This window comes from Caballeronia sp. GAWG2-1 (assembly GCF_023631405.1).
GTDB lineage: Bacteria > Pseudomonadota > Gammaproteobacteria > Burkholderiales > Burkholderiaceae > Caballeronia.
This window is the reverse complement of record NZ_JALQDD010000040.1, coordinates 348,930-373,387: the sequence shown is the minus strand read 5'-3', so window position 1 is coordinate 373,387 and position 24,458 is coordinate 348,930. Positions and strand designations below refer to the sequence as shown.

Genomic DNA, 24,458 nt, shown 5'->3' with positions numbered 1-24,458 from the left:
GTTTCGATGCCTCAACAGCCCTTAAAACGATCAGCGATCCAAGAAAGGACGCAGCTTGTCCGCGCGGCTCGGATGCATGAGCTTGCGCATTGCCTTGCTTTCAATCTGGCGAATACGCTCGCGCGTCACATCGAACTGCTTGCCCAATTCTTCGAGCGTGTAGTCGGACGCCGTATCGATACCAAAGCGCATGCGCAGAACTTTCGCTTCACGCGGCGAAAGCGCATTGAGCGCATCGTCGATTGCGGCGCGCATATTCGCGTGCACGGCCGCATCCGCCGGCGATGCCGCGCCTTGGTCCTCGATCATGTCACCGAGCGTCGCGTCGGCATCTTCACCGACCGGCGTTTCGAGCGACACAGGTTGCTTCGCAATCTTCAGGATGCCGCGAATCTTCTCTTCCGGCATTTCCATGCGTTCCGCGAGCACCGACGGATGCGCTTCCTGTCCCGTCTGCTGCAGGATTTCACGCGAAATGCGGTTCAGCTTGTTGATCGTTTCGATCATGTGAACCGGCACGCGAATCGTGCGCGCCTGATCGGCAAGCGAACGCGTCACAGCCTGACGAACCCACCAGGTTGCGTACGTCGAAAACTTCCAGCCACGACGATATTCGAACTTGTCCACTGCCTTCATCAAGCCGATATTGCCTTCCTGAATCAAGTCGAGAAACTGCATGCCGCGGTTGACGTACTTCTTCGCAATCGAAATCACGAGACGCAGATTTGCCTCGATCATTTCACGCTTGGCCTGACGCATCTTCAACTCGGCAGCCGTCATCTGACGATTGATCTGCTTGAGCTGCTTGAGCGGCAAGGCAACACGCGCTTCGATGTCGATGAGCTTTTGCTGTTCGGCCTGAATGGCCGGCAAACTGCGCTCGAGCGACGCGCCGTATTGACGCGAAGCCGCCGCAGTGCGCGCCGTCCATTCGAGATCGGTCTCGTTGCCCGGGAACGATTCGACGAACTTGTCGCGCGGCATGCCGCAACGATCTACCGCGATTTGCAGCACGCGACGCTCGATCTCGCGAACTTGCACAACCTGCTGCTGGACGTCCGCGCACAAACGGTCGATGGTCTTCGCCGTGAAGCGAATGGAACCGAGCTCGCGTTGAATCTCCGCGCGTGCCCGTTCAACGGCCTTCGAAGCTGCGGCGCCTGAACTCTTCGGACTGCTTGCTTGCTCGGCAAGCTCGCTCACGCGCGCGAAAACTTCCAGGCAATCCGCTTTGAGTTGCTTCAAACGCGCTTCATTCGATGCAGCGGAATCGCCGCCTTCGAGGTCGTCTTCGGAGACTTCATCGTCGCCGGATTCTTCGGTGTCCGTATCAATCTCGGAAGTGTCCGATGTATCGGATGCCGAAATATCTTCTTCTACCGTATCGTCTTCCTTCAGACCGTCGACGAGTTCGTCGATCTTGATCTCGCCCGATTCGACCTGCGCCGCGTCCGCAAGAATAGTGGCGACCGTGGACGGGCACGCAGCGATGGCCTGAATCATTTCATGCAAGCCATCTTCAATGCGCTTCGCAATGGCGATTTCGCCAGCGCGCGTCAACAGTTCGGTTGCGCCCATTTCACGCATATACATGCGAACGGGGTCCGTCGTGCGGCCGAACTCGGAATCGACGGTTTGCAGCGCGTTCTCGGCTTCTTCTTCCGACTGTTCATCGGCGACGACAGCAGGCGCGTTATCGCTCAAGAGCAGCGTTTCAGCATCGGGCGCTTGCTCATACACCGCGACGCCCATGTCGTTGAACGTGCTGACGATGGTTTCCATCGCCGCCGTTTGCGCGAAGTTGTCCGGCAAGTGGTCATTGATTTCGGCGTGGGTCAAATACCCCCGTTCCTTGCCCAACTGAATGAGCGCGCGCATTTGGCGTTGACGCTCCTCTTCCTGCTCCGCCGTCGTGGGGACATCGGGCTGCATCGTGCCGGTCTGGCCCTTACCCTTCCCTGCCCGTCGACCCGCGGACCTGCGCGCCGGCGCGACAATATCCAGCTCCGAATCTTCCCGATCAAAACTTGCCATACTTTCTCCTCGACAGGTTTGCTCGACGATGACAGGTCCGTGCGCGAGCAAAAAGGCTCGCTGACTTTGGTAAGCATTCGGCGCACGCTTTTCGTTGCCGAGACTGCTGACTCTATATGGACGGGTGGCTGAAAATCGCTTCGAGCAAAATGCACAGTCCCGTCTAGTTCGACGTACTGCACCTTCCATTCGCCCTAGCGGGCGGAACCTTAGACTATATCAGCATTCGTTACGATGTGGGCTGTTTTTTCAATATGCCAGCTCGGGCTCTAACATAGCCAGAGTCGGCGAGAAGGCTCGAGATTCCCGTATGCGCTGGCACTTGTTCGATGCTCGCCTTTTTGCTGACGGAGGCACTGTCCAACACGCTTGGCACTCCATTAGGCCCGCCGGCCTGTTTCGCAAGTATGAGCAGTTTCAGCGCTTTCAAGCGCGACTGCGCAGTGTGTGAGCATGTCGACGTCTTTAGTTCATGTGTGGCATCGATTTGAGGTTTGGAGCGCGATCCTTGCGCTGGCGGCGCATCAGATTTGTGCGGAACGATCTTCCCGGCTTTGATGGCCGCGAGGAAGTCGGTCGCCCAGGCGCCTGCCCTAGTGCGGGGGTGTCGCTCGTCGCGATGATGCGTCGTGACGGATTTCGCGTCCTCAGAAACGAGGAATGTTCTTGCTCCGTCATGGCTCACAAAAGATCGACCGGCAAGCTCGGCAGAGGCTCTTTGCAGTTCGATGTCGCGAGCTATTTGAGTTTGCGTCTCAACGTTTCCTTCGTGAATGGTCCGCACGCGGTATGCAAAGTCGACGGGGGCACGAAGTAGTGCCCGAAGATAGCTGATCGGATGCTTCGCCCGTTGGAGGTGTTTCCAGGAGGCTTCGACTACATCGGACAGACGCTTTGCGTGTTCAGACGCTTCGCGCATGAGCCGGAAGATCAGGAAATGACGAAAGCCCAGACCGCGCAGGCGTTCGAGGTCCGCGGGGAGCTTTCCTGGTTGTCTCTTTTGATTAGTAGGGTATAGATCCTTATATATAGCGCCGTCTGCCACCGTGGCAGACGGCGAGGTCAAAGAAGAAGGTTGCTCGCGGTTTAATTTCGGTTCGTTTGAATTTTGAGGTTGAGTTGTCGTATCGCTACCTGGCTCAACAAGACCTAGGAGGGTAACGACCTTTGGTGTGAGATGTAGGTAGGCACGTCCGAACAGCCCAGCGGCGCCGTAGCGAGTCTGCGGAGGGCGTGTAATTAAGGCTTCCTTCTCCAAATCCTCAAGGCTTCGATAGAACGTACGCATAGACTGCATTGCGCGGCCGGTTAGCAATTCACGGCGGGCGAAGATTGCCGCGTAGGGACGACGTGCGTCGACAGTGCGAGCCAGAGCGGCGAGTAGGGCACGAGCGCGGGCAGGCAGTGCGGCGAGATGATTCGCTCGGTGAGCGGCTCGAAAGATGACCCAGGGAAGATTGGATCGATCGCAAGCGTAATCATCGAGCGCTTGTTGGTCCGCAAAGTTCTCGGATGATTCGTGGTTTTCGAGGCGAGAAAGGTCCTCGCCTGCAACGGAAAGTTGCGCGATATGCATGTCAAGTACATCCATTTTTGGAAATGGAGGACAAACGCTTGACTGCCGATCGCGATCCGCTAAACTTCGATCTGTGTACTTCGTGACCCGATTGGCGTCGGGAAGCGGACCGGGCGAGCAGCAGTTGAGCCCGAATTCAAAAGCCTTCGGTTGGCGCCGAAGGCTTTTGTCTTTCTAACGCAAATTACTTACATCGTTGCCTCGCGTTTCTATTTTTCAAGTGATTGATTATTATAGAGTTTCTAGTAGGCTCATCGGTTGGCGCCATCTGGGCTACAAGTAACTCATTGATTTAAAAGTAAAATCTTCTAGAGCCTCAGTTTCTTTCGCTTTCGGTCAACGTCTTGTTGATGAAGTCTGCAATTCGTTGCCCCCATTGCTCGGCGTCACCTGCGTCGTTCTCGAAGAATCGAACTCCGACTACGCCGTTCCTCGTTGAGACCTCGCAGACCTTTCTCCGTCCCGCGCGAACGACAGTAGTACTAGGCGCGACCGCCTTAGGCTTCTCCGCCGCCAGCGCCACTGCTTTGTCTTGCGTGAAATTTTCGTCATCAATCAATCGGCGAATTGCTTCAACGACTTTTTCCGCTTTGCCTGCCTCAGTTAAAGCGGCGAGCTTTTGTGCAGCATTGCTGCCAAGTCTTTCGGGCTTTTCCGCAAGCGCCGCTTTTGCAGCCTCTGGCAAAGCGTCGAATGAAAAAATGCGGGTAACATGGCTTTTGCTGAGTCCCGCGCTCTCCGAAATTTCGGTGCGCGAAAGCCCGCTCAACTCCTGCAGGCGTTTGAAATTCCAATACTTCTCGAAGTCAGTCAGAGAAGGTGAAAGCAGGTTCGAGAAGAACGCCGCAAATTCAATTTCACCTTCTTCGATTGACGCCACGTTCGCGCGGATAGTGTTGCGACCTAGTTCGCGATATGCGGCCACACGGTTGTGACCAGCCACGATTTCATAACGCCCATCGGTAAGCGTGCGCACCAAAATTGGCGTCGCTAGAGCGTGCTGGGAAAGGTTGCTCTTCAATTCCTGGAACTGTTCGCTGGTCAGCTTCCGCCGACGCCCGCTGACCTCGATCAGCGCGTCGAGCGGTACTTCCAAGGCGGCCCGCTCTTCGAGTTGCGTTTCCAATTCTTTGATGCGCGCCTGCGCCGTGTTGATGCGATGCTGCGCGTCCATCAACCTTCCGGGTGACGTCCGCGCCTCCGTGCTCGTGACACGCGGCTGATTTGGCTCGGCCGGCTTGGTTCCAATGTTTGCGGTCTTTGCCAGCAGTCTGTCGCCGATACCCATTTAAGCCTCCGATTGATTCCAGGCGCGGACGAACTGCGCGTCGAGATGTTCGGCGAGCCGATCGAGCGGCTCTTTGAACCGGTTGTACGCGGCAGTGCTTCCGTCGGGCTTCGACAAGTCATAGACCGTGGACAGCTGAGCAGAAGCGCCCTTCGGTACCGTCGACTCGGGAATCTCAAACGGAAGGACGCGATCGCCATAAGCTTTCTGAAGCCAGCCGCGCACGACGCGCGACACATCGTCGGACTTTGCCTTGGTCAGAATCACATTGACGAAGTCGAAGCGCTTCTGTTCGAGCACGCCGGGCAGTTTCTTCGCGATGTCCGCGAACAGATGCCAGAATTGAGTCGAGCTGGCAAAGTCAAGTGCCTCGGGCGGGCAGGGCAGCAAGATTGCGTCGGAAGCGAGCAGGGCGTTGATCGTGAGGTAACTAAGCGCAGGCGGCGTGTCGATAACAACGGCGTCATACTCCGCCGTTAGCGGCAACAGGCCTTTGCGCAAAATCTCCCAAAACTCGAACGTGCTGTCGTTGAGAACCTTGGCCGGAATCTCGAACTCGGCGTCAAACAAGGACGATGACGCCGGGACGAGATCCAGGTTGTGCCAATAGGTCTCCTGCACCGCGTAGTGCAGCGTTTGCTGATCGCCGTATATAAGTGGAAGGAGCGTCTGATCGTCGGAGATCTCTGCATCCGGTGCCCAGCCGCAAAGCTGCGTAGTCGTGCCTTGCGGGTCGCAATCGATTACCAGCACGCGCCGCCCGAGCAGAGTGAGCGCCTGGGCGGCAGATACTGCGGTAGTGGTTTTCGCAACACCACCTTTGAAGTTCGCGACAGTAACGATACGTCCGCGTTTACCCTCGGGTCTTCGCGCTCGCTCCTTGGTCGCCCGAATCCACGTCAACGTTTCTTCAAGCGTGAACTCCTTGCTCCGGCCGGCGCCTTTCGACGTTCCAGCGGGAAGTTCACCCTTGGTCGTGAGGTACTGAAACCGCTGCTTATCGACTCCGCAAAGCGAGGCCACCTGAGCACTCGTGAAAGTCGGCGCGCTTTTGCGGGGATACGGCTCCAGCATTGCGTCGCGGATCTGATTAAGAATGTCAGTGGCTTGGGCGGCCACTCCCAAGAGCGTCTCGATTGAGACGGATTGATCGACTTCGGGAAGCCGAGCGCTTAGCATTGAATTCGCGGTCACTGGCGGGCCTGAGTAAGCTATAGATTCTTCGGTTTGTGGAAAACATGCTGCAAACCGAAGAATAAACGGCCAACCGGTAAACCTCAAGTAAACTCTGAAGTTGTTTTATCGCGAAATCGGGCGTTTTTACAACACGACGTTTACTTGACGGGCAGCGAATCAGTCGACAAGGGCCCTTTGAGCGGTGAATATTGCCCTCCGAATCAATCGTTCGACGCCTAGTAGTTTGGACGAGTCCTGATTTTCCAGGTAAACCTTCGTCGTCGAAAGTTTCGAATGACCCAAGTTAGCGCTGACCTCCGGTAACGCAGCGCCGTGCGTGAGCGCATGAACGGAGTGCGTGTGTCGAATCCAATGAGTGCTGGCCTGTGCGAGGCGCTTGCCGGAGCCGGGAACATAACCCTCGGCGAGAGCGGCCGCATTTGCGAACACCCGCTTGAACAGTTTGCCGATGCCATCCGGCCCAAGTGCATTGCCGCCGCGAGTCTGCGCGAGAATCGGCGTGCCTTCTGGACAGGCCAAGGGATCAGACAAACCGCGAAGCGCCAGATTTTCGATCAGCGTTTCCGCAACGGCCGGCGGCAAAAACATTGTTCTTGGTTCGCCGCGCTGACGCGCGACGCTTACTCGCCAGATCGGACCGGCAACGCCGGAAAGCCGTCCGACCGATAGCGCGTCCGTGGTCGCTGCGGCTAGTTCTCCCCGACGCATGCCGGTGGCATACGCCAAAAGCAGCGCCAAGCGGTCACGATGCTCGGCGAAACCATAGACATCGCGCGATACCGACTGCAGCACAATCTGCCACTGATCCGTATCGAGTGAGCGGTCCACGGCGTCGAAGACCGGCGGCTCGGCCACACGCGTCTGTGCAATAAATGGGTTTGTCGCCAGATACCCCTGCGCCTCTAGCCACGCGCCCATCGCGCTTAAAATTGCGCGCGCGGATTCCCGGCTTCGATCAGAAAGTGGCCCGGCAAAAGGCCGCCAGCTCGAAAGGCATCGATCGACGCGACCTTTTGCCACCCAGCGCGCGGAAGGCTGCGGATTCGGTAAAAAAGCCGTGATGTACTCGTTGCAGTCGGCCTCGTCTAAAGACGACATCGGCTTGTGTTTTTCCACCAAGGCCCAGAGCAGCAACCGTTCTGCTTCCCGGCGATAAGCCCTTTGCGTGTGCGCGCTGGCCGTTCGCGCGGCGAGCCACGCGTGGATTGCCTGCAGATCCGTGCCAAATTCTGACGGCCGCCGATTCGTCCCCTTCGATCCATCGAGCGCCGCAGGAACTCGCAGCGCTTCGAGCGGGACAATCCGAAGCGTCTCGTCCCGCGACCCAGTCCATTCCGAACCTCGTGCCAATGCGTCACTCGGCCAATCGCGCCGCGGCACAAGAGCCAACGGTGAAAAAGTATGGCGAAGCGCGTGCGCATGAAGCTGCAACCAGTCCACGATTCGCTGCGCGCCTTTCGGCCCGAGTCGCGGAACCACTGTGTACCAGCGGTGGCGCCGGGTTTCGATCAGCGAAACGACGTCCGCGACGGTGGAAAGCCCAGCCGCTGCGAGCCGCGCGGTCACAGCCGGTTCGAACCAGCCATCCAGTGGATGATCCTGCCGTGGCTCTTGCGCGAGACTTGCCTCCATTCGCGATAGCGCGTCGGTCTGCCGCCGTCGCAGCCGGAGATTACGAGAAGCCCGCCGATCCAGCGCCGGTGTGGCTCCGGGCGGATATTCTTCCTCGTAGAGCGCCAGTAATTCGGCTTCGCTATAGACGCCGTCGGGGTCGATCCGCTCACGGTATTCATCGAGCGATGGCGTGTCCTGCGATTGTGGCGGCTCGAAAAGCGGGATACTACCCGGCCGCAACCGTAAGAGGTAAGCGGCGTCGGTATCGTGCGCGCGTCGGGCCAGCACGGAAAGCGTGTCGCGCAACGTGACGATAAGCCGACGCGTGGTACGGACATCCGTACCGGCATCGCCATAAGACGCGTGAAGTCGTGCCTCGGAGACGCCATCTAAATAGCCGCGATACAGCGCAAAGTGTTGGCGAGTCAGGCGGCGCGTGGGCGAAAAGCGGGGCGTGTCCGCAGCCGGATTGGTTATACTCGCCGGGTTAGCTGTTGCCATCCTGCTTGATTTCCCTTTGTATTCAACTATTTGCGGGAAGGTTATCAACCAGCTTCGAATTTGACAAGTAAAATCGCACAGTCTGATAAGTGGATTTATCAGACTGTGCGATTCGAAGGCCGACGTCGAACGAACCGTCAGCTTGAATGTTCAATTCGCAAAGCGCATATTTCCAGCACGTTCATAGCGGACTTTCAGGAGAGACGTGCCGATGCGCGAATCCAGACGCCCCGAGTTGAAGCAATCGGGAGAGGACGACGCTCCCCGCCCGAGTCTTCCGGAGGTCTTCGCGTCGGTGCGCGTGCCGGTGGGCGGATGGTGGTTCAGGCGCTTTCTCGCTTTCGCCGGGCCAGGCTACATGATCTCGGTCGGCTATATGGATCCGGGCAACTGGGCGACGGACATCGCGGGGGGATCGCGCTTCGGCTATACACTGCTCGCCGTCATCCTTCTTTCCAATCTGATGGCGATTCTTCTGCAATCGCTTGCCGTGCGCCTCGGCGTCGCGACCGGCCGCGATCTAGCGCAGGCGTGCCGCGATCATTATTCGAAACCGGTGAATCTCGCACTTTGGCTCGCCTGTGAGGCGGCGATCATCGCGTGCGATCTGGCCGAAGTCATCGGCACGGCCATCGCGTTGAAGTTGCTGTTCGGTATTCCGTTGATCGCCGGTGCGCTCGTCACCGCGCTCGATGCTTTCCTGCTGCTCTTCCTGATCAACAAGGGTTTTCGCCTGCTCGAAGCGTTCGTCATCGTGTTGCTCGTCGTGATAGCAGGCTGCTTTGCCTTGCAGATCGCCGCAGCCGCGCCACCTTGGGGCGAGGTCATGCGCGGCTTCGTGCCATCGACGGAAATCGTGACGAATCGCGAAATGCTGTACGTGGCCATTGGCATCCTCGGCGCGACGGTCATGCCGCACAACCTGTATCTGCATTCTTCGGTGGTGCAGACGCGCGCGTTCGGCGATTCGATTCCCGCCCGCCGCGAGGCAATCCGTTTCGCGACCATCGACAGCACGATCGCGCTGACCCTCGCGCTCTTCGTCAACGCGGCGATCCTGATCGTGGCCGCCGCCGTGTTCCACGCGAAGGGCCATTTCGAAGTCGTCGAGATCGAGGAAGCGTTCCGGCTCTTGTCGCCGCTTTTGGGTTTCGGCATTGCATCGACCTTGTTCGCGGTCGCGCTTCTCGCGTCGGGCCTGAACTCGACCGTCACCGCGACGCTCGCCGGCCAAATCGTCATGGAAGGTTTTCTGCGACTGCGCATTCCGAACTGGGCGCGACGGCTTATCACGCGAGGTCTTGCTATCGTGCCGGTCGTTGTCGTTACTGCGCTATATGGAGAGAAGGGCACGACGCATCTGCTCGTCCTGAGTCAGGTGATCCTGTCGATGCAATTGCCTTTTGCCGTCATCCCGCTCGTCCGATTCGTTTCGGACCGACGCAAATTGGGTGTCTTCGTCGTTTCGCGCTGGACCGCCGCGCTGGCGTGGCTGGTTGCGGCGGTGATCGTCGTGCTCAACGTGAAACTGCTCGTCGATACCTTCTTCGTTTGAACGCGCCACGTCCTCTATATAGATAGAACGGCCGAGTAGTCGAAATGGCTTAAGGACGGAGTGATGGCACAAAGCCTTCCAACGACCATCCATCAAAGACGAAGTCCCTGAAAACGCCGACGCGATAGATTCTTCAGCATGCTTTGCTTAAATGAAACCCGTGCACTAACCTGACCTTTGCACCGTGGTAGCAGGTGAGTCGGTCGTTGGCGTGCGTGCAACTCTCCGCATCCACGCCAGGAAAAACGAAACAGTCGGGGCGTCGGAAAAAACATGAACTGCTTGAGGCCCGCTGTTCACCTGACGCCGCTCGTTCGAGGGTTATCGCTCGCGTTCGGTGTCTTTTGTCTTTCGCGCGCGCTGCCGGCTCTGGGCGCATGTGACAACAACGCACCGCAATCCGGCGAGACGGCTACGTGCGATACCCGCGTGCCCAATCCCTCGACCTCGCCGGTCATCGCGGTTTCAGGCAGCGTCAACGTAACGATCGAAGTGTTGCCCGGCGCCGAACTCGATGTCGGTAGCAACAGCGGCATCCTCATCCGCGACACGAGCCTCGCAAGCAACGGCGGCACGCTGCGGATCAACGCTGGCGGCGCCAATGCCATGACAAGTCAAGGCATTGGCGCCGGACGAAATACGCTGCTGAACGGCGGCGCCGTCTTTACCACCGGCTCGGGCGCAGCGGGCATCTTCAACTCCGCTGCCGCGGTCACGATCCACAACGAATCGACGGGCGTCATCCGCACGAACGGTGCGAACGCCGCAGCGATGATCGACTCTCAAAGTTCGGGCAGCGGCACGCTGATCAATGACGGAGGCGTCGCCACGAGCGGCGCGAACTCGTACGGCATGGCCGCCGTGACGCATGGCGATTCCCTCGTGAACAACGGCACGATCACGACGACCGGTGCATTGGCGCACGGCGTCTTTGTCAACGCCAGTGCGGGCGGCAACGTCATCACGAACAATGGCGCGATCGACGTGTCGGGCGATGGCGCGCATGGCATCGCTTCGCTCGATGCCTCGCCAGGCGCAATCGCCAACACCGGCACGATCACCGCGCGCGGCGCTGGCGGAACGGGCGCCTCCATCACCGGGCGCGTGTCCTTCGTGAATGCGGCGGGCGCGAGCATCGTGAGTCAGCAGGCAAGCGGGATCGCAGCGAACGGCGGCGGCACGCTCGACAACGCCGGCTCGATTCAAGGCGCGACCGGCGTGACGATTGCCAACGGAGCCGAGACGATCAGCAACTCCGGGACGATTCGCGGCGACACCGGTGAGGCCGTCGTGGCGAACGGGCGCATCAACGTGTCGATCAGCAATACGGGCGTGATTGCCGGAAGCGCGGGCGTTGCCGTGCGCACCGATACCGGAAGCGACACGTTCAACATGAACGGCGGAACGGTCACGGGACAGGTCCGCCAGGGCGATGGCATCGACGCCTTCACGATGACGGCGGGCCAGCTCGATTCGCTCGATCAAGGCGATGGACGCGACACGCTCACGATGTCCGGAGGACGCATCGTCGGCGTGTTCGCGAATGGCGATGTTGCGCAAAACACGGGCGGGCGCATCGGCACAGCGGACCTGAACATCGGCAACAACGTCTTCACGATGTCCGGCGGACAAATCGACGGCAACGTCACCGCCGCCCAGAACGACGACACTTTCTCGCTTTCGGGCGGGACGATTGGCGGACGGGTCGATCTCGGCAGCGGCACGAACAAGCTGACCATCACGGGCGGCACGATCGGTCAGGGCGTGACGACGACGAGCGGAGCGGACACGCTCGCCTGGAGCGGCGGCGCGATTAGCGGGCCGGTGTCGCTCGGCGCGGGCAACGACACTGCCACGATTCGCAATCTGACCGATGCGACATTCGCCGCGACGACGCGCATCGACGGCGGCGCGGGCATCGACGCTTTGACATTCGACAATTCGCAAGTGAGCGGGCTGAACCGCTTCGTCGGTTGGGAGACGATTACTGCATCGAATGCAACGCAACTCACGTTCGATGCAAACGGCCTGACGCTCGGCGATACCACGACCGGCGCCGGATTACTCGATCTCGATGCGACGAGCACGATTTTGGCGGGCGGCATCGGGCGCGTGGCGCTCCAGCCCGCCGTCGCCGGACAACTCGTTACGCTGAACAACGCGGGAACGATCGACCTGACGAACGGCGGCGCGAGTACGAGCGATGCGTTCGTCGTGAATGGCAACTACACGGGCAACAACGGCCGGCTGCTGGTGCAGAGCGTCGTAGGCGCGGACGGCGCGCCGAGCGACAGACTCGTGGTTGCGCAAGGCGTGGGCGCCGGGACGACTTCGATTGGCGTAACTAACGTCGGCGGCGCTGGCGGGCTCACGGCGAACGACGGGATTCAGGTCGTGCAGGCAACCAACGGCGCGACGACATCGGCGGGCGCGTTCACGCTGGCGCATCCGGTAGCGGCGGGCGCTTTCCAGTATTACCTGTTCAAGGGCGGTGTCAGTGACGGAACGGCCGACAACTGGTATCTGCGGTCGAGCGTGCCTCCGGCTCCGGTTACGCCCGCGACACCGACACCGACACCGGCACCGGCACCGACACCGACACCGACACCGACACCGACACCGACACCGACACCGACACCGACACCGACACCAACGCCAACGCCAACGCCGACGCCGACGCCGACGCCAACGCCAACGCCAACGCCAACGCCAACGCCAACGCCAACGCCAACGCCAACGCCAGCGCCATCGCCATCGCCATCGCCATCGCCATCGCCAACGCCAACGCCAACACCAACGCCAACACCAACGCCAACACCAACGCCAACGCCAACGCCGACACCGACACCGACACCGACACCGACACCGACACCAAACCCACCGACTCCAACCGCCGCCGCCGGAACACCACCGCTTCCGCCGCCGCCACCGCCAGGCGCGGCTCCGACGCCGCTTTATCGAACCGAAGTGCCCGTCTACACCGAAGTGCCGATCATCATGCGCGAACTGGCGATCCAGCAAATCGGCACATTCCACGAACGTCAGGGCGAGCAGTCATTGCTAGGCGAAACCGGCGCGCTGCCCGCCGCATGGGCGCGCGTCTGGGGCGGCCACGCGACGCTGCGCAACAACGGCGCGGCGGACCCGGAATTCAGCGGTGGAATCGGTGGCGCGCAAGTTGGACACGATGTGTACGCCGATGCCAGCTCCACCGGTCATCGCAATCACTATGGCTTTTTCCTCGGCTTCGCGCGCGCAAGCGGCGACGTCAGCGGCTTCGCGCTCGGCTTCCCCAACTCAGCCGTGGGCCATCTCTCGGTCGATGCCTACAGCGCCGGCCTCTACTGGACGCACATCGGCCCCGGCGGCTGGTACACGGATGCCGTCGTGCTCGGCAGCACGCTCACCGCCGATCCGGTATCGAACCGCGGCGTCGGCGCCAGCACACACGGCACGACATTCGCCGCATCGTTCGAAGCAGGGCTGCCCATCGCGCTGCCCGCGGGCCTCGGCATCGAGCCGCAAGTGCAACTGATCTGGCAGCACGCGAGTCTCGACGATATCGATGACGGCATCTCGCACGTATCGTTCGATGAAGCGAGCGGTCTGATCGGGCGGCTCGGCCTACGTTTGTTCGGCAACTTCGATGCGGCCGGGACTTCGTGGCAGCCTTATTTGCGCGCGAACCTCTGGCGCTACTTCGGCGCCACCGATACCGTGACCTTCGCCGCATCGACCGTGATTCCGACGAGCGTATCCGCCACGACCGCGCAACTCGGTGCGGGTATCGTCGCGAAGGTGAGCGCACGCGGCAGCGCGTTCGCCAACGTGAATTACACGACGAATATCGGCGGCGCGCGTCGCAGCGCGATCGAAGGCGGTCTCGGCGTGCGGTGGAAGTGGTGAGCGCTCGTTGAAACCTGTTCGCTCGCGTGACTCCATGCATACTATTGGAGACTAAAAGAGCACGAACACAGGAGACGAAGATGAGCAGCGCGCCGCAATGCCCCCTGCACGACGATGCCTCTCTCGCCCCGAACGGCTGCCCTGTCAGCTCGCGCGCGGCCAGTTTCGATCCCTTCGGCGACGGCTATCAGCAAGATCCGCCCGAATATGTTCGCTGGGCGCGCGAGCAGGAGCCCGTCTTTTATAGTCCGAAGCTCGGCTACTGGGTCGTCACGCGCTACGACGACATCAAGGCGATCTTCCGCGACAACCTCACGTTCAGTCCGTCGATCGCGCTCGAAAAGATCACGCCCACGGGTCCCGAAGCCAACGCCGTCCTCGCGTCCTACGGGTTTGCGCTCAACCGCACGCTCGTCAACGAAGACGAGCCCGCGCACATGCCGCGCCGCCGCGCGCTGATGGAGCCCTTCACGCCCGACGAGCTCGCGCATCACGCGCCGATGGTCCGCGCACTCTCGCGCAGCTACGTCGATCGCTTTATCGACGATGGCCGCGCCGATCTCGTCGATCAGATGCTCTGGGAAGTGCCGCTCACCGTCGCGCTGCATTTTCTCGGCGTGCCCGAGGAAGACATGGACACGTTGCGCCGCTACTCGATCGCGCATACGGTCAATACATGGGGCCGTCCGAAGCCCGAAGAGCAGGTCGCCGTGGCGCACGCGGTCGGCAATTTTTGGCAGTACGCGGGCAAGGTGCTCGACAAGATGCGCGAAGATCCGTCCGGTCCCGGCTGGATGCAGTACGGCATCCGCAAGCAAAAGGAGCAGCCCGAGGTCGTCACCGACTCCTATCTGCATTCGATGATGATGGCGGGTATCGTCGCCGCGCACGAAACCACCGCAAACGCGACCGCCAACGCCATGAAGCTGCTGCTGCAACATCCCGACGCGTGGTGCGACATCTGCGACGACCCGAGCCTCATTCCGAACGCGGTCGAGGAATGCTTGCGCCACAACGGTTCGGTCGCGGCGTGGCGGCGGCTCGCGACGAAGGACGTGGTCATCGGCGGCATCGCGATTCCGGCGGGCTCGAAGCTGTTGATCGTGACCTCATCGGCGAATCACGATCAGCATCAGTTCGCCGACGCCGACCTCTTCGACATCCGCCGCGAAAACGCCAGCGATCAACTGACTTTCGGCTACGGCGCGCATCAATGCATGGGCAAGAATCTCGCGCGCATGGAGATGCAGATTTTCCTCGACGAACTCACGCGCCGTTTGCCGCACATGAAGCTCGCGGAGCAGCGCTTTACCTACGTGCCGAACACATCGTTTCGCGGACCCGAGCACGTGTTCGTGGAATGGGACCCGGCGATGAACCCGGAGCGCGCGGACGCGTCGGTGCGCGATGCGCGCGAAGTGGTGCGGATCGGCGAGCCGTCGGCGCATGCGGTGAGCCGGCCGGTGATCGTCGAAAGCGTAAAGGCGTGCGCGGATCGCGTCGTGCGCGTGCGTCTCGCTTCCGCCGATGGCCGCGCGCTGCCGCGCTGGACGGCGGGTTCGCATATCGATGTCGTCTGCGGCGACACGGGACTATCGCGGCAGTATTCGCTGTGCGACGACCCGGACGAGCGCGGCGTGTTCGAGATCGCCGTGCTGCGCGAGACGGAGAGTCGCGGCGGCTCGGCATGGGTGCACGGCAATGTGAAGCCCGGCGCGCATTGGCGCATTCGCGGGCCGCGCAATCACTTCCGGCTCGACGAGACCGCTGACAGGCTCGTGCTGATAGCGGGCGGTATCGGCATTACGCCGATCGGTGCGATGGCGCGGCGCGCGCGCGCCGTTGGCATCGAATACGAAGTGCACTACAGCGGCCGCTCGCGCGCGTCGATGGCGTTCGTCGATGAACTCACCGCGCTTCATGGCGACCGTCTGCGTGTGTATGTGTCGGCGGAAGGCGAGCGCATCGACTTCGCGTCGCTGCACGTCGATGGCGGCACGCAAGTCTACGCATGCGGTCCCGCGCGCATGCTCGATGCGCTCGCCGCAGTCAGCGACGCATGGCCGGAAGACGCGCTCACCACGGAACATTTCGAATCGACACTCAGTGCACTCGATCCTGGCAGCGAGCACGCGTTCGAAGTGGAACTGAAGGACTCCGGCTTCACGCTGACGGTTGGAGCGGGGGAAACTTTGCTTGCGACACTGAGGCGCGCAAACGTCGATGTGCAAAGCGATTGCGAAGAAGGTTTATGCGGCTCTTGCGAAGTGCGCGTGCTCGACGGAGAAATCGATCATCGCGATGTGGTCCTGACTAGAGCAGAGCGGCAATCGAATCGCCGCATGATGACATGCTGCTCACGCGCGAAAGGACCGCGGCTCGTTTTGGAGCTTTGATAATCGGCTGGGGCGAACTTTCTGTGCGGCGCTCGAGCGCATTCAAAAGGTCGTTCATACGCCCGATCCTTATCAATCGTAAAGCCGATTAACCCGAAGGTGAAATGTTGATATTCCGCTCCGTCATCGTTCGTATAAGTTTTTGGAATGTTTTGTGATAACCAAAGCATATTTGTAACGATCCAAATAGTGAATTGTGATCACGCGTCTTATCTGCAGATTGCCCGTCCTTATACGGACGGGTTAATGTCATGCAAGATTTCGACTGAATAAGATGATTAATGAACGGCCGTGCCGTCCTTTAGACAATGCATCTGCTGCAATTCAAAGGACTTTTTTACTCCAACTAGGGTTATTACCTAGTAATATGTAATTTATTGTCCACCTTTGTCGTTTAAAATCAGTCTCAATTGGTGCGACGCACAAGCACCATTCATCGAACAACTTCACGTCTCCGTTTGCGCATTCGCACGATATCCGTGCGACGGAGTCGCTCGCTCGCGATTCTTGCACAGTCGGAGGTACGCGAGGGCAAACGCTGAACCTGAGAGATTTTCAATAAGGTCCATTAAAAGGACCACTCGATTTTTGCAAGCTAGTTGGTGCACCGTTTGGTGCAAAACTTCCTTAATCGACATTACTGAATTTGTCGTTGCGTCGACTGAATGCATAGGCGCGGCGTGCTAAAGGCTGCCACGCCGCCAACTGGAGGACGCTTTCCGAACATTTCGGGCAGGCATGCTTTTGCCTGACATCTTCGCGCCGCGAGACTGCAAACCAAAAGTGCGGCGCGAGAAGCAGTTGAACATCATCAATCTGAGAGAAACGTAACGAGGGCTATCATCAATGACCAAGCGAATTGCAGTGGTAACGGGCGGCATGGGCGGACTGGGCGAAGCCATCAGTATCAAATTGCACGATGCGGGTTTCGCTGTCGTCGTGACGCATTCGCCGGGAAACGCGTTGGCGTCCGAGTGGCTCGCGAACATGGATCGTCAGGGCCGCGCCTTTCGCGCCTACGAAGTGGATGTCGCCGATTACGATTCCAGCCAGCACTGCGTCGCGCAAATCCAGCATGAAGTCGGTCCCGTCGATATCCTCGTGAATAATGCGGGCATCACGCAGGACACGACTTTCAAGAAAATGAGCAAGGTGAACTGGGATTCCGTCCTGCGCACGAACCTCGATTCCGTCTTCAATATGACGAAGCCGGTTTGCGAGGAGATGGTCTCGCGCGGCTGGGGCCGCATCGTCAATATTTCGTCGGTCAATGGATCGAAGGGGCAAGTCGGGCAGACCAATTATTCGGCGGCGAAGGCGGGCATGCATGGCTTCACCAAGTCGCTCGCGCTCGAAGTGGCGAAAAAGGGCGTGACGGTCAACACGATCTCGCCGGGCTATCTCGCCACCAAGATGGTGACCGCGATTCCGCAAGACATTCTCGACTCGAAGATCCTTCCGCAGATTCCAGCCGGGCGACTTGGCAAGCCGGAAGAAGTCGCGGCGCTCGTCGCGTTCCTGTGCTCGGAAGACGCAGGCTTCGTGACCGGCTCGAATATCGCCATCAACGGCGGCCAGCACATGCATTGATGAGCAAGGAGCGACGCGTCATGCGTTCAATCGCGCGTGGCGCGTCGATGACGTCCGACATGTCGATACGGGTGAGTCCATGAACCAACTCAGCGCGGATGCCGCCGTCTACAACATCGGTCATCTCGATTCCGCGATCGAGCATCTCGAACAGGTGCTGAATCTCGAAGGCGCGAATTCGCTTTTTTCGAAAACTTACTGGCGCAACCGCGTCGTGCAGGCGCTATCGACGCCGGGACTTGCGCCGAGTCAGCATACGCGGCTTCAGCGGCTGCTCGATCGCATCGCGCAATCCTGAAGCGCAGGCGCTGTGTTTCCTCTGACCCGTGAAGAAAATCGCGGGCGCTTGTAATATGCGGGCCGTACAACAATCACGGCTCATTTCAAGCGTATGTCTTTACCATTCTTCACACTCGCGCGTCTGTGCGGCGCGCTCGCGTTCGCTCTTTCACTCACCGCGTGCGGTACCACGAGCGAAGTCACGGCCGGCTCGCAGCCAGATGTCTACACCGTGACCGGCAAGGCGACCGGCACTCGCATGTCCTGGTCGACCGCGCGCAGTGCCGCAATGGACGCCGCCAACGACTACTGCAAGCAACGCGATCAACGCGTGTCGATCCGATCCGAAGCGACGAGCGGCATACGCTCGCTCGAAGAACAGACTTCGACGGTATCGTTCAGTTGCGTGGCGCGCGCGGAGCAAGCAGCGCGCGATTAAACTCCCGCACCCGAAGGCGCGGGAGCTTCACAGCGACTTACTGGCTTGCGCCTTGTCCGATGCCCGCTTTCTTCTGAGCGTTCTGGACGTCTTGCGGATACGTGGAATCATCGCGCTTCGCGGGGTTGTAGCCCGCGTCTTCGAGCTTCTTCAGCTCGGCATTCTTCTTCGCGCGTGCCTGCTTGCGGGCGGCTTTACGTTGCGCCTTGGTCGACGGTGCGGCTTGAGTCGCGTCCGTCGTGCTGCTGGTCTGAGCAAAAGACAGCGGCGCGACGGAAACACCGAATGCAGCCACGATGACGGAAACGACGAGCTTACTGGCAAGCGTTGCTTTCATATCCTCTCCAAAAGTCGATTGATTCGTGCGGCCGGGACCGGCCGCCGAGGTCGGTTATAAGCACAGTCACAATCAGAAGCACCAGCGAACAGCCAAAGCCAAGCGACCGGCGTGCGCTCACCATTTTGGATTGCGCCGCCCGCCGCTGCCGTGCATTGTAAGGTGGTCCGCGCAATTGTTCAGCAAAGTGAAAGAGCGCGAACGGACGTGCCGGTTTGGGCAACGTCGCGGGTCGAAAGGCATGTTCGTATTGGGCGATGCGATCAAGCGCCAATCAAGCGCCTTCAAGCGCCGTCAAGCGTTTCCACGCGCCGACCGGTTATGATTCGCACCGGCCTGATTTGAAAAAAATCTTCACATGCGCGTCGGCCGAAGCGCGCAAATACGTGCGCCGCGTACCGAGCGTCATTCACGAAACCATATCCATCGGAGTTGTCCATGCCATTGCGGTCCGGTGTCGATGAAACCACGTTTCGTCGCATTCTCTTGCGAAATATCGCGCTGCCGTTGGGGACGGGCATCGTCACCGCGGTCGCGTTCGTCGCTCTAGTGTTGTATCTGCTCTCAGGCATCGACTGGGTCGAGCACTCGGAACGCGTGATCGGCAATACGCAGGAAATCGGGCGGCTCGTCGGCGAGAAGGAAAGCGCGGTACGCGGCTATCTGCTCACCGGCGACGAGAGCTTCCTCGCGCCTTACGAGACCGCCAAACCCAAGCTCACCGCCGATATCGATACGCTCGCCGCGCTCGTCTCGGACAACACGCCGCAAGTGGACCGCATGATCCGCATCCGCGCGTTGCAGACACAATGGGACAAGGTCGCCGATGCCGTGATCGCCGAGCGTCGCGCCAACGGCAATGCGCTCGCGCAGATGCGTGCCGGAGGCGGTGCGGCGGAACGCGCCGAGACGGTGCGCGAGCTGGACGCGTTTCTCAACATCGAGCAGACGCTGCGGATTCAGCGCGTGGAGTCGGCGAAGGAACTGACGACCATCACCGTCATCGTGTTTCTCGTGTTGAGCCTGTCGCTTTCAGTGATTCTGGCGGTCTTCGGCCGCCGCGAACTCTTGCAGCTTTCGAACGCGTATGGCCTGGCACTCAGCGAACACGAGAAGCAGACGCGCGCGTTGCAGGAGCAGGCGTGGCTGCGCGAGGGACAGACGCTGCTCGCGGCGCAGGTGATCGGCAGGCAGTCGCTCGACCAGTTGTGCCAGACGGTGCTCGACTTTCTGGCCGACTACCTCAAGGTATCGATAGGCGCGTTCTACGTCGTCGATGTCGACGGCGCGCTCCGGCGCACCGCGAGCTTCGGCTTCGATCCGGACAGCGAGACGTCGCCGCAGACGCTCGCGGGCGTGAAGAGTCTCGTCGGGCAGGCCGTGCATTCGAAGCGCCTGACGAACGTGGACGAAGTGCCGGCCGGCTATTGGAAGGTCACCTCTTCGCTCGGCTCGGCCACGCCGACGAGCCTCGTCGTCGTCCCGATCGAAAACGAGGGCGAGGCAAACGGCGCCATCGAACTCGGCGCGATGCACGCGCTCACGGAACGCGAGCGCCAGTTCATGTTGTCGGTGGCGGGGAATATCGGCGACTTCGTGGAGGCGGCGCAATATCGCGAGCGCTTGCAGCAAGTTCTCGAAGAGACGCAGCAGTTGAACGAAGAGTTGCAGACGCAACAGGAAGAACTGCGCACGACCAACGAGGAACTGGAGCAACAGACCAATGCGCTGTCGCAGGCGCAGGTGTATCTCGCGAACCAGAAGGCCGAGCTCGAACAGACCAACGATCAACTCGCGGAACAGGCGCGCGTGCTCGACGAACGCAACGCGGCGCTGAACTCGGCGCAGGAAGTGCTGGAGCAGCGCGCCGAGGCCTTGCAGCGCGCAAGCCGCTACAAGTCCGAGTTCCTGGCGAACATGTCGCACGAGTTGCGCACGCCGCTCAATAGCTCGCTGATTCTCGCGAGACTGCTCTCGGAGAACAAGCACGGCAATCTCACGCAGGATCAGATCAAGTACGCGCAGACGATCTATTCGGCAGGCAACGATCTGCTCAATCTGATCAACGACATTCTCGACTTGTCGAAGGTGGAAGCGGGCAAGCTCGATCTGCACATCGAGCATGTGCCCGTGCAGCGCATCGTGGATACGCTTTCGCGCACCTTCGAGCCGCTCGCGCGTCAGAAGAAGCTGAAGCTCGAACTGCGCAACGAGATCGAGCAATATCCGACGCTCACGACCGACTTCCGCCGGCTCGAGCAGATACTCAAGAACCTGCTCGCCAACGCGGTGAAGTTCACCGACTCGGGCACGGTCTCGCTCACGCTGAAGAACGCGGGCAAGGACGCGGTGCAGTTCGTCGTGACGGATACGGGCATCGGCATTGCGCCGGATCAGCAGGAAGCGATTTTCGAAGCGTTCCAGCAAGCCGATGGCACCACGAGCCGTCACTACGGCGGCACGGGTCTGGGCTTGTCGATCTCGCGCAGTCTCGCGCATCTGCTCGGCGGGTCGATTGCGTTGCAGAGCACGCCGGGCGTGGGCAGCACCTTTACGCTCACGATGCCGGTCGTCTATGACGCCCTCACGCCGCCCGTGCAAAACGCGCTCGAACTCGTGGCGCCTGTGCCTGCACCCGCGCCCGTTTCGGCGGAGACGCCTAGTGCGCCACTCGATGACGTGGCCGCGTTGGTTACATCGACGCCCGTGATCGACGACGACCGGCTCGACGCCGCAGCCGCCGGCCGGCGCCTGGTGCTCGTCATCGAAGACGAAGCGAGCTTCGCCCAAGTGCTGCTCGATCTGGCCCACGAGCTGGGTTATCGCTGCATCGTGAGCGGCACGGCGGGCGAAGCGCTGCGGCTGGCGCAAGAACGTTCGCCGAGCGCGATTCTGCTCGATATCGGCTTGCCGGATCGCTCGGGGCTCGTCGTTCTGCAAGAGTTGAAGGCGAACCCGAAGACGCGGCATATTCCCGTGCATGTCGTGTCGGCGTCGGACAGAAGCGAGGCCGCGCTGCACCTCGGCGCGATCGGCCACGCGGTCAAGCCGACCACGCGCGAACAACTCATGGGCATCTTCCAGCGGCTCGCCGACAAGAGCAGTCAGAAGATCAAGCGCGTGCTGCTGGTCGAGGACGATGCGCGGCAGCGGCAAAGCATCGTCGAGCTCATCAGCGATCAGGACGTGGAAATCACGCCTGTCGAGTTCGGCAAGGACGCGCTGAAGTTGCTGAAGACGACCATCTTCGACTGCATGATCATCGACCTGAAGCTGCCCGACATGCAGGGTGGCGATCTGCTGCGGCAGATGGCGTCGACGGATGCCTTGTCGTTTCCGCCGGTGATCGTCTACACGGGCCGCAATCTGACTCACGACGAAGAAGCGGAACTCATGCGTTATTCGCAGTCGATCATCATCAAGGGTGCGCGTTCGCCGGAACGTCTGCTCGATGAAGTCACGCTGTTCCTGCACAAGGTCGAATCCGACCTGTCGGCGGATCGCCAGGCGATGCTGCACGTCTCGCGTTCGCGCGACCGCGTGCTCGACGGACGCCGCGTGCTGCTGGTGGACGACGACATCCGCAACATCTTTTCGTTATCGAGCGCGCTGGAGCATCAGGGTTTGAAAGTGGCGATCGGCCGCAATGGTTTCGAAGCCATCGAGGCGCTCGACCGGCACGCGGACATCGACGTCGTACTGATGGACGTGATGATGCCCGGCATGGATGGACTGGAAGCGACGCGACGCATCCGCGAAGATGCGCGCTTCAAGAAGCTCCCGATCATCGCGATCACCGCGAAGGCGATGAAGGACGATCAGGAGCAATGCCTCGCCGCGGGCGCGAGCGATTATCTGGCGAAGCCGATCGATGTGGATCGGCTGTATTCGCTATTGCGGGTGTGGATGCCGCGGCGAGTCTGAGCGGCTCTAGATGTTGAGCGCGCGCTTGTTCACCGCAAGCGCCGCTTCCCGCATCACCTCCGACAGCGACGGATGCGGGTGCGAGATCATGCCGATGTCTTCCGACGCCGCCTTGAACTCCATCGCCACCACGGCTTCGGCAATCAGATCCGACGCGTTTGCCGAGACGATATGCACGCCGAGAATCTCGTCGGTCTTCGCATCGGCGATCACCTTGATGAAGCCGTCCGTTTCACCAATGCCCATCGCGCGGCCGTTGGCCATCATCGGGAACTGGCCGGCCTTGAACTCGCGGCCCTCGGCCTTCAGCGCCTGCTCGGTCTGACCGACCCATGCAATCTCCGGATGCGTGTAGATCACCCAAGGAATGCAGTTGTAATCGATGTGCGGCTTCTGACCGTTGATGATCTCCGCCACCAGCACGCCTTCGTCCTCGGCCTTGTGCGCAAGCATGGGGCCGCGCACGACGTCGCCAATGGCATAGACGTTCGGCACCTTGGTCGCGCAATGGCCATCGACGGGGATGAAGCCGCGCTCATCGGCGGCGAGCCCGATCGAGTCGAGACCAAGATTGGCCGTATTCGGCACGCGGCCGATGGAGACGATCAGACGGTCCGCATCCAGCGTCGCCGCGTTGCCGTCCTTGTCCTTGTAAGACACGGAGACGCCCGCGTCGCTCGTCTTTACGCTGTCGATCTTCACGCCGAGGTGGATCGTCAATCCCTGTTTCTTGAATTGCTTGGCGGCTTCCTTTTGCAGCGCGGTGTCGGTCGAGCCTAGGAAGTCCGGCAGCGCTTCGAGTATGGTCACTTCCGCGCCGAGCCGCCGCCACACCGAACCGAGTTCCAGACCGATCACGCCTGCGCCGATCACGGCGAGCTTTTTCGGCACGGAATCGAAGGCGAGCGCGCCTTCGTTGTCGGAGACGATGCGGTTATCCACGGGCACGTTCGGCAAATGACGCGCCTTCGACCCCGTCGCGATGATCACGTATTTCGCCGTATGGCTGCCGTCCTTGTCGCCGCCGCTCACTTCAATAGTGAAGTTGCCGCCAGCCTTGCCCGCGAGCTTGCCGTGGCCCTTGAGCCAGGTGACCTTGTTCTTGCGGAAAAGGAACTCGACGCCGCCCGTGATCTTCTCGACGATCGCTTCCTTGCGGCCGATCAGCTTGGTCAGATCCAAACTCACGTTCTCGACGTTCACGCCGTGATCGCCCAAATGCAGTCGCGCATTCTCGAATTCTTCCGACGATGCGAGCAGCGCCTTCGACGGAATGCAGCCGACGTTCAGGCACGTGCCGCCGAGCTTCGGCTTGCCGGCCGGGTTGATCCACTCTTCGACGCACGCGACCGAATAGCCGAGTTGCGCGGCGCGGATCGCGGCGATATAGCCGCCGGGACCGGAGCCAATCACGATGACGTCGTAGTCGGCTTTCTCGCTGGATTCCGCTTGAGGCGCGGGCGCGGGCGCGGGCGCCGCGGCAGCGGCCGGTTGTTCGGCGGCGGGCTTTTCAGGCGCGGCGGCCGGCTTCTCGGCAGCCGGAGCCGGCGCCGGAGCGGGCGCTGCTGCGGCCTTTCCTTCCGTATCGATGGCGGCGAGGATTTCATCCGCGTGGACGATATCGCCTTCCTTCTTGAGAAGTTCGCCCAGCACGCCGGACGACGGCGCGGGAACTTCCAGCACGACTTTGTCGGTTTCCAGTTCGACGAGGATTTCGTCTTGCGTCACCGGGTCGCCCGCTTTCTTTTTCCAGGGCAACAGCGTTGCCTCGGTGACGGACTCGGAAAGCTGCGGAACCTTGACTTCAACCCTTGCCATTCAG

The 24,458-nt window shown here is 60.6% G+C and carries 14 protein-coding genes and 1 pseudogene; 7 read left to right on the top strand and 8 right to left on the bottom strand.

The genetic code is table 11. From position 1 onward, the window contains the following. Positions 1–30: 30 nt before the first annotated feature. The 5 genes from rpoD to NCR98_RS28605 all read right to left on the bottom strand — a co-directional run bounded on the left by rpoD (position 31) and on the right by NCR98_RS28605 (position 8,210). The gene (rpoD, locus tag NCR98_RS28625) at positions 31–2,034 is read right to left on the bottom strand and encodes an RNA polymerase sigma factor RpoD (RefSeq protein ID WP_250528045.1); all 2,004 of its coding nucleotides are present in this window, start codon (positions 2,032–2,034) and stop codon (positions 31–33) included. A gap of 229 nt (positions 2,035–2,263) precedes the next feature. Next, positions 2,264–3,610, bottom strand: coding sequence for a replication protein O (locus NCR98_RS28620; RefSeq protein ID WP_250528044.1), 1,347 nt, complete (start codon positions 3,608–3,610; stop codon positions 2,264–2,266). A 316-nt stretch (positions 3,611–3,926) separates the two neighbouring features. After that, positions 3,927–4,898, bottom strand: coding sequence for a ParB/RepB/Spo0J family partition protein (locus NCR98_RS28615; protein WP_250528043.1), 972 nt, complete (start codon positions 4,896–4,898; stop codon positions 3,927–3,929). Continuing rightward, positions 4,899–6,077, bottom strand: a complete 1,179-nt coding sequence (locus NCR98_RS28610) for a ParA family protein (protein WP_309848244.1) — start codon at positions 6,075–6,077, stop codon at positions 4,899–4,901. It abuts the gene before it with no gap. 174 nt (positions 6,078–6,251) lie between these two features. Further along, entirely contained in the window at positions 6,252–8,210 is a 1,959-nt protein-coding gene (locus tag NCR98_RS28605) for a site-specific integrase (protein ID WP_250528042.1), read from the bottom strand. Between the two features lie 211 nt (positions 8,211–8,421). Between NCR98_RS28605 and NCR98_RS28600 the strand changes: the two genes are divergently transcribed. From NCR98_RS28600 to NCR98_RS28575, 6 genes are all read left to right on the top strand, one after another. Then, complete coding sequence (locus tag NCR98_RS28600; RefSeq protein WP_250528041.1) at positions 8,422–9,765, top strand: Nramp family divalent metal transporter; 1,344 nt, start codon at positions 8,422–8,424, stop codon at positions 9,763–9,765. A gap of 273 nt (positions 9,766–10,038) precedes the next feature. Further along, entirely contained in the window at positions 10,039–13,671 is a 3,633-nt protein-coding gene (locus NCR98_RS28595; protein ID WP_250528040.1) for an autotransporter outer membrane beta-barrel domain-containing protein, read from the top strand. Positions 13,672–13,751: 80 nt separating this feature from the next. Further along, positions 13,752–16,067, top strand: a complete 2,316-nt coding sequence (locus NCR98_RS28590; protein ID WP_250528039.1) for a cytochrome P450/oxidoreductase — start codon at positions 13,752–13,754, stop codon at positions 16,065–16,067. Between the two features lie 846 nt (positions 16,068–16,913). Continuing rightward, positions 16,914–17,657 carry an acetoacetyl-CoA reductase gene (gene phbB, locus NCR98_RS28585; protein WP_250528038.1) on the top strand — a complete coding sequence of 248 codons (744 nt, stop codon included), beginning with the start codon at positions 16,914–16,916 and terminating at the stop codon, positions 17,655–17,657. Positions 17,658–17,736: 79 nt separating this feature from the next. Further along, entirely contained in the window at positions 17,737–17,955 is a 219-nt protein-coding gene (locus NCR98_RS28580) for a hypothetical protein (protein WP_244829883.1), read from the top strand. 93 nt (positions 17,956–18,048) lie between these two features. Then, on the top strand, positions 18,049–18,375 hold the full coding sequence (locus tag NCR98_RS28575; RefSeq protein WP_244829884.1) for a hypothetical protein: 327 nt from the start codon (positions 18,049–18,051) through the stop codon (positions 18,373–18,375). Between the two features lie 37 nt (positions 18,376–18,412). Here the strand turns inward: NCR98_RS28575 and NCR98_RS28570 are convergent, their stop codons facing one another. Further along, positions 18,413–18,712 (bottom strand): DUF4148 domain-containing protein, encoded by a 300-nt coding sequence (locus NCR98_RS28570; protein WP_244829885.1) that lies wholly within the window; start codon positions 18,710–18,712, stop codon positions 18,413–18,415. Between the two features lie 438 nt (positions 18,713–19,150). Between NCR98_RS28570 and NCR98_RS28565 the strand changes: the two genes are divergently transcribed. Further along, the gene (locus NCR98_RS28565; RefSeq protein WP_250528037.1) at positions 19,151–22,636 is read left to right on the top strand and encodes a response regulator; all 3,486 of its coding nucleotides are present in this window, start codon (positions 19,151–19,153) and stop codon (positions 22,634–22,636) included. Between the two features lie 6 nt (positions 22,637–22,642). On the opposite strand, the gene lpdA is transcribed toward NCR98_RS28565, so the two are convergent. Together lpdA and NCR98_RS28555 are read right to left on the bottom strand one after the other, a co-directional pair. After that, the gene (gene lpdA, locus NCR98_RS28560) at positions 22,643–24,052 is read right to left on the bottom strand and encodes a dihydrolipoyl dehydrogenase (RefSeq protein ID WP_250494676.1); all 1,410 of its coding nucleotides are present in this window, start codon (positions 24,050–24,052) and stop codon (positions 22,643–22,645) included. A gap of 183 nt (positions 24,053–24,235) precedes the next feature. Then, positions 24,236–24,454, bottom strand: a pseudogene (locus NCR98_RS28555) (biotin/lipoyl-containing protein); the annotation flags it as partial. Positions 24,455–24,458: the final 4 nt, after the last annotated feature.

Bases quoted from the DNA above. Each gene is read 5' to 3' on its own strand.
- NCR98_RS28580 (WP_244829883.1), top strand. From the start codon at position 17,737: ATGAACCAACTCAGCGCGGATGCCGCCGTCTACAACATCGGTCATCTC.
- NCR98_RS28575 (WP_244829884.1), top strand. From the start codon at position 18,049: ATGTCTTTACCATTCTTCACACTCGCGCGTCTGTGCGGCGCGCTCGCG.
- NCR98_RS28570 (WP_244829885.1), bottom strand. From the start codon at position 18,712: ATGAAAGCAACGCTTGCCAGTAAGCTCGTCGTTTCCGTCATCGTGGCT.
- NCR98_RS28600 (WP_250528041.1), top strand. From the start codon at position 8,422: ATGCGCGAATCCAGACGCCCCGAGTTGAAGCAATCGGGAGAGGACGAC.
- NCR98_RS28620 (WP_250528044.1), bottom strand. From the start codon at position 3,610: ATGCATATCGCGCAACTTTCCGTTGCAGGCGAGGACCTTTCTCGCCTC.
- phbB (WP_250528038.1), top strand. From the start codon at position 16,914: ATGACCAAGCGAATTGCAGTGGTAACGGGCGGCATGGGCGGACTGGGC.
- rpoD (WP_250528045.1), bottom strand. From the start codon at position 2,034: ATGGCAAGTTTTGATCGGGAAGATTCGGAGCTGGATATTGTCGCGCCG.
- NCR98_RS28565 (WP_250528037.1), top strand. From the start codon at position 19,151: ATGCCATTGCGGTCCGGTGTCGATGAAACCACGTTTCGTCGCATTCTC.
- NCR98_RS28590 (WP_250528039.1), top strand. From the start codon at position 13,752: ATGAGCAGCGCGCCGCAATGCCCCCTGCACGACGATGCCTCTCTCGCC.
- NCR98_RS28595 (WP_250528040.1), top strand. From the start codon at position 10,039: ATGAACTGCTTGAGGCCCGCTGTTCACCTGACGCCGCTCGTTCGAGGG.
- NCR98_RS28605 (WP_250528042.1), bottom strand. From the start codon at position 8,210: ATGGCAACAGCTAACCCGGCGAGTATAACCAATCCGGCTGCGGACACG.
- NCR98_RS28610 (WP_309848244.1), bottom strand. From the start codon at position 6,077: ATGCTAAGCGCTCGGCTTCCCGAAGTCGATCAATCCGTCTCAATCGAG.
- NCR98_RS28615 (WP_250528043.1), bottom strand. From the start codon at position 4,898: ATGGGTATCGGCGACAGACTGCTGGCAAAGACCGCAAACATTGGAACC.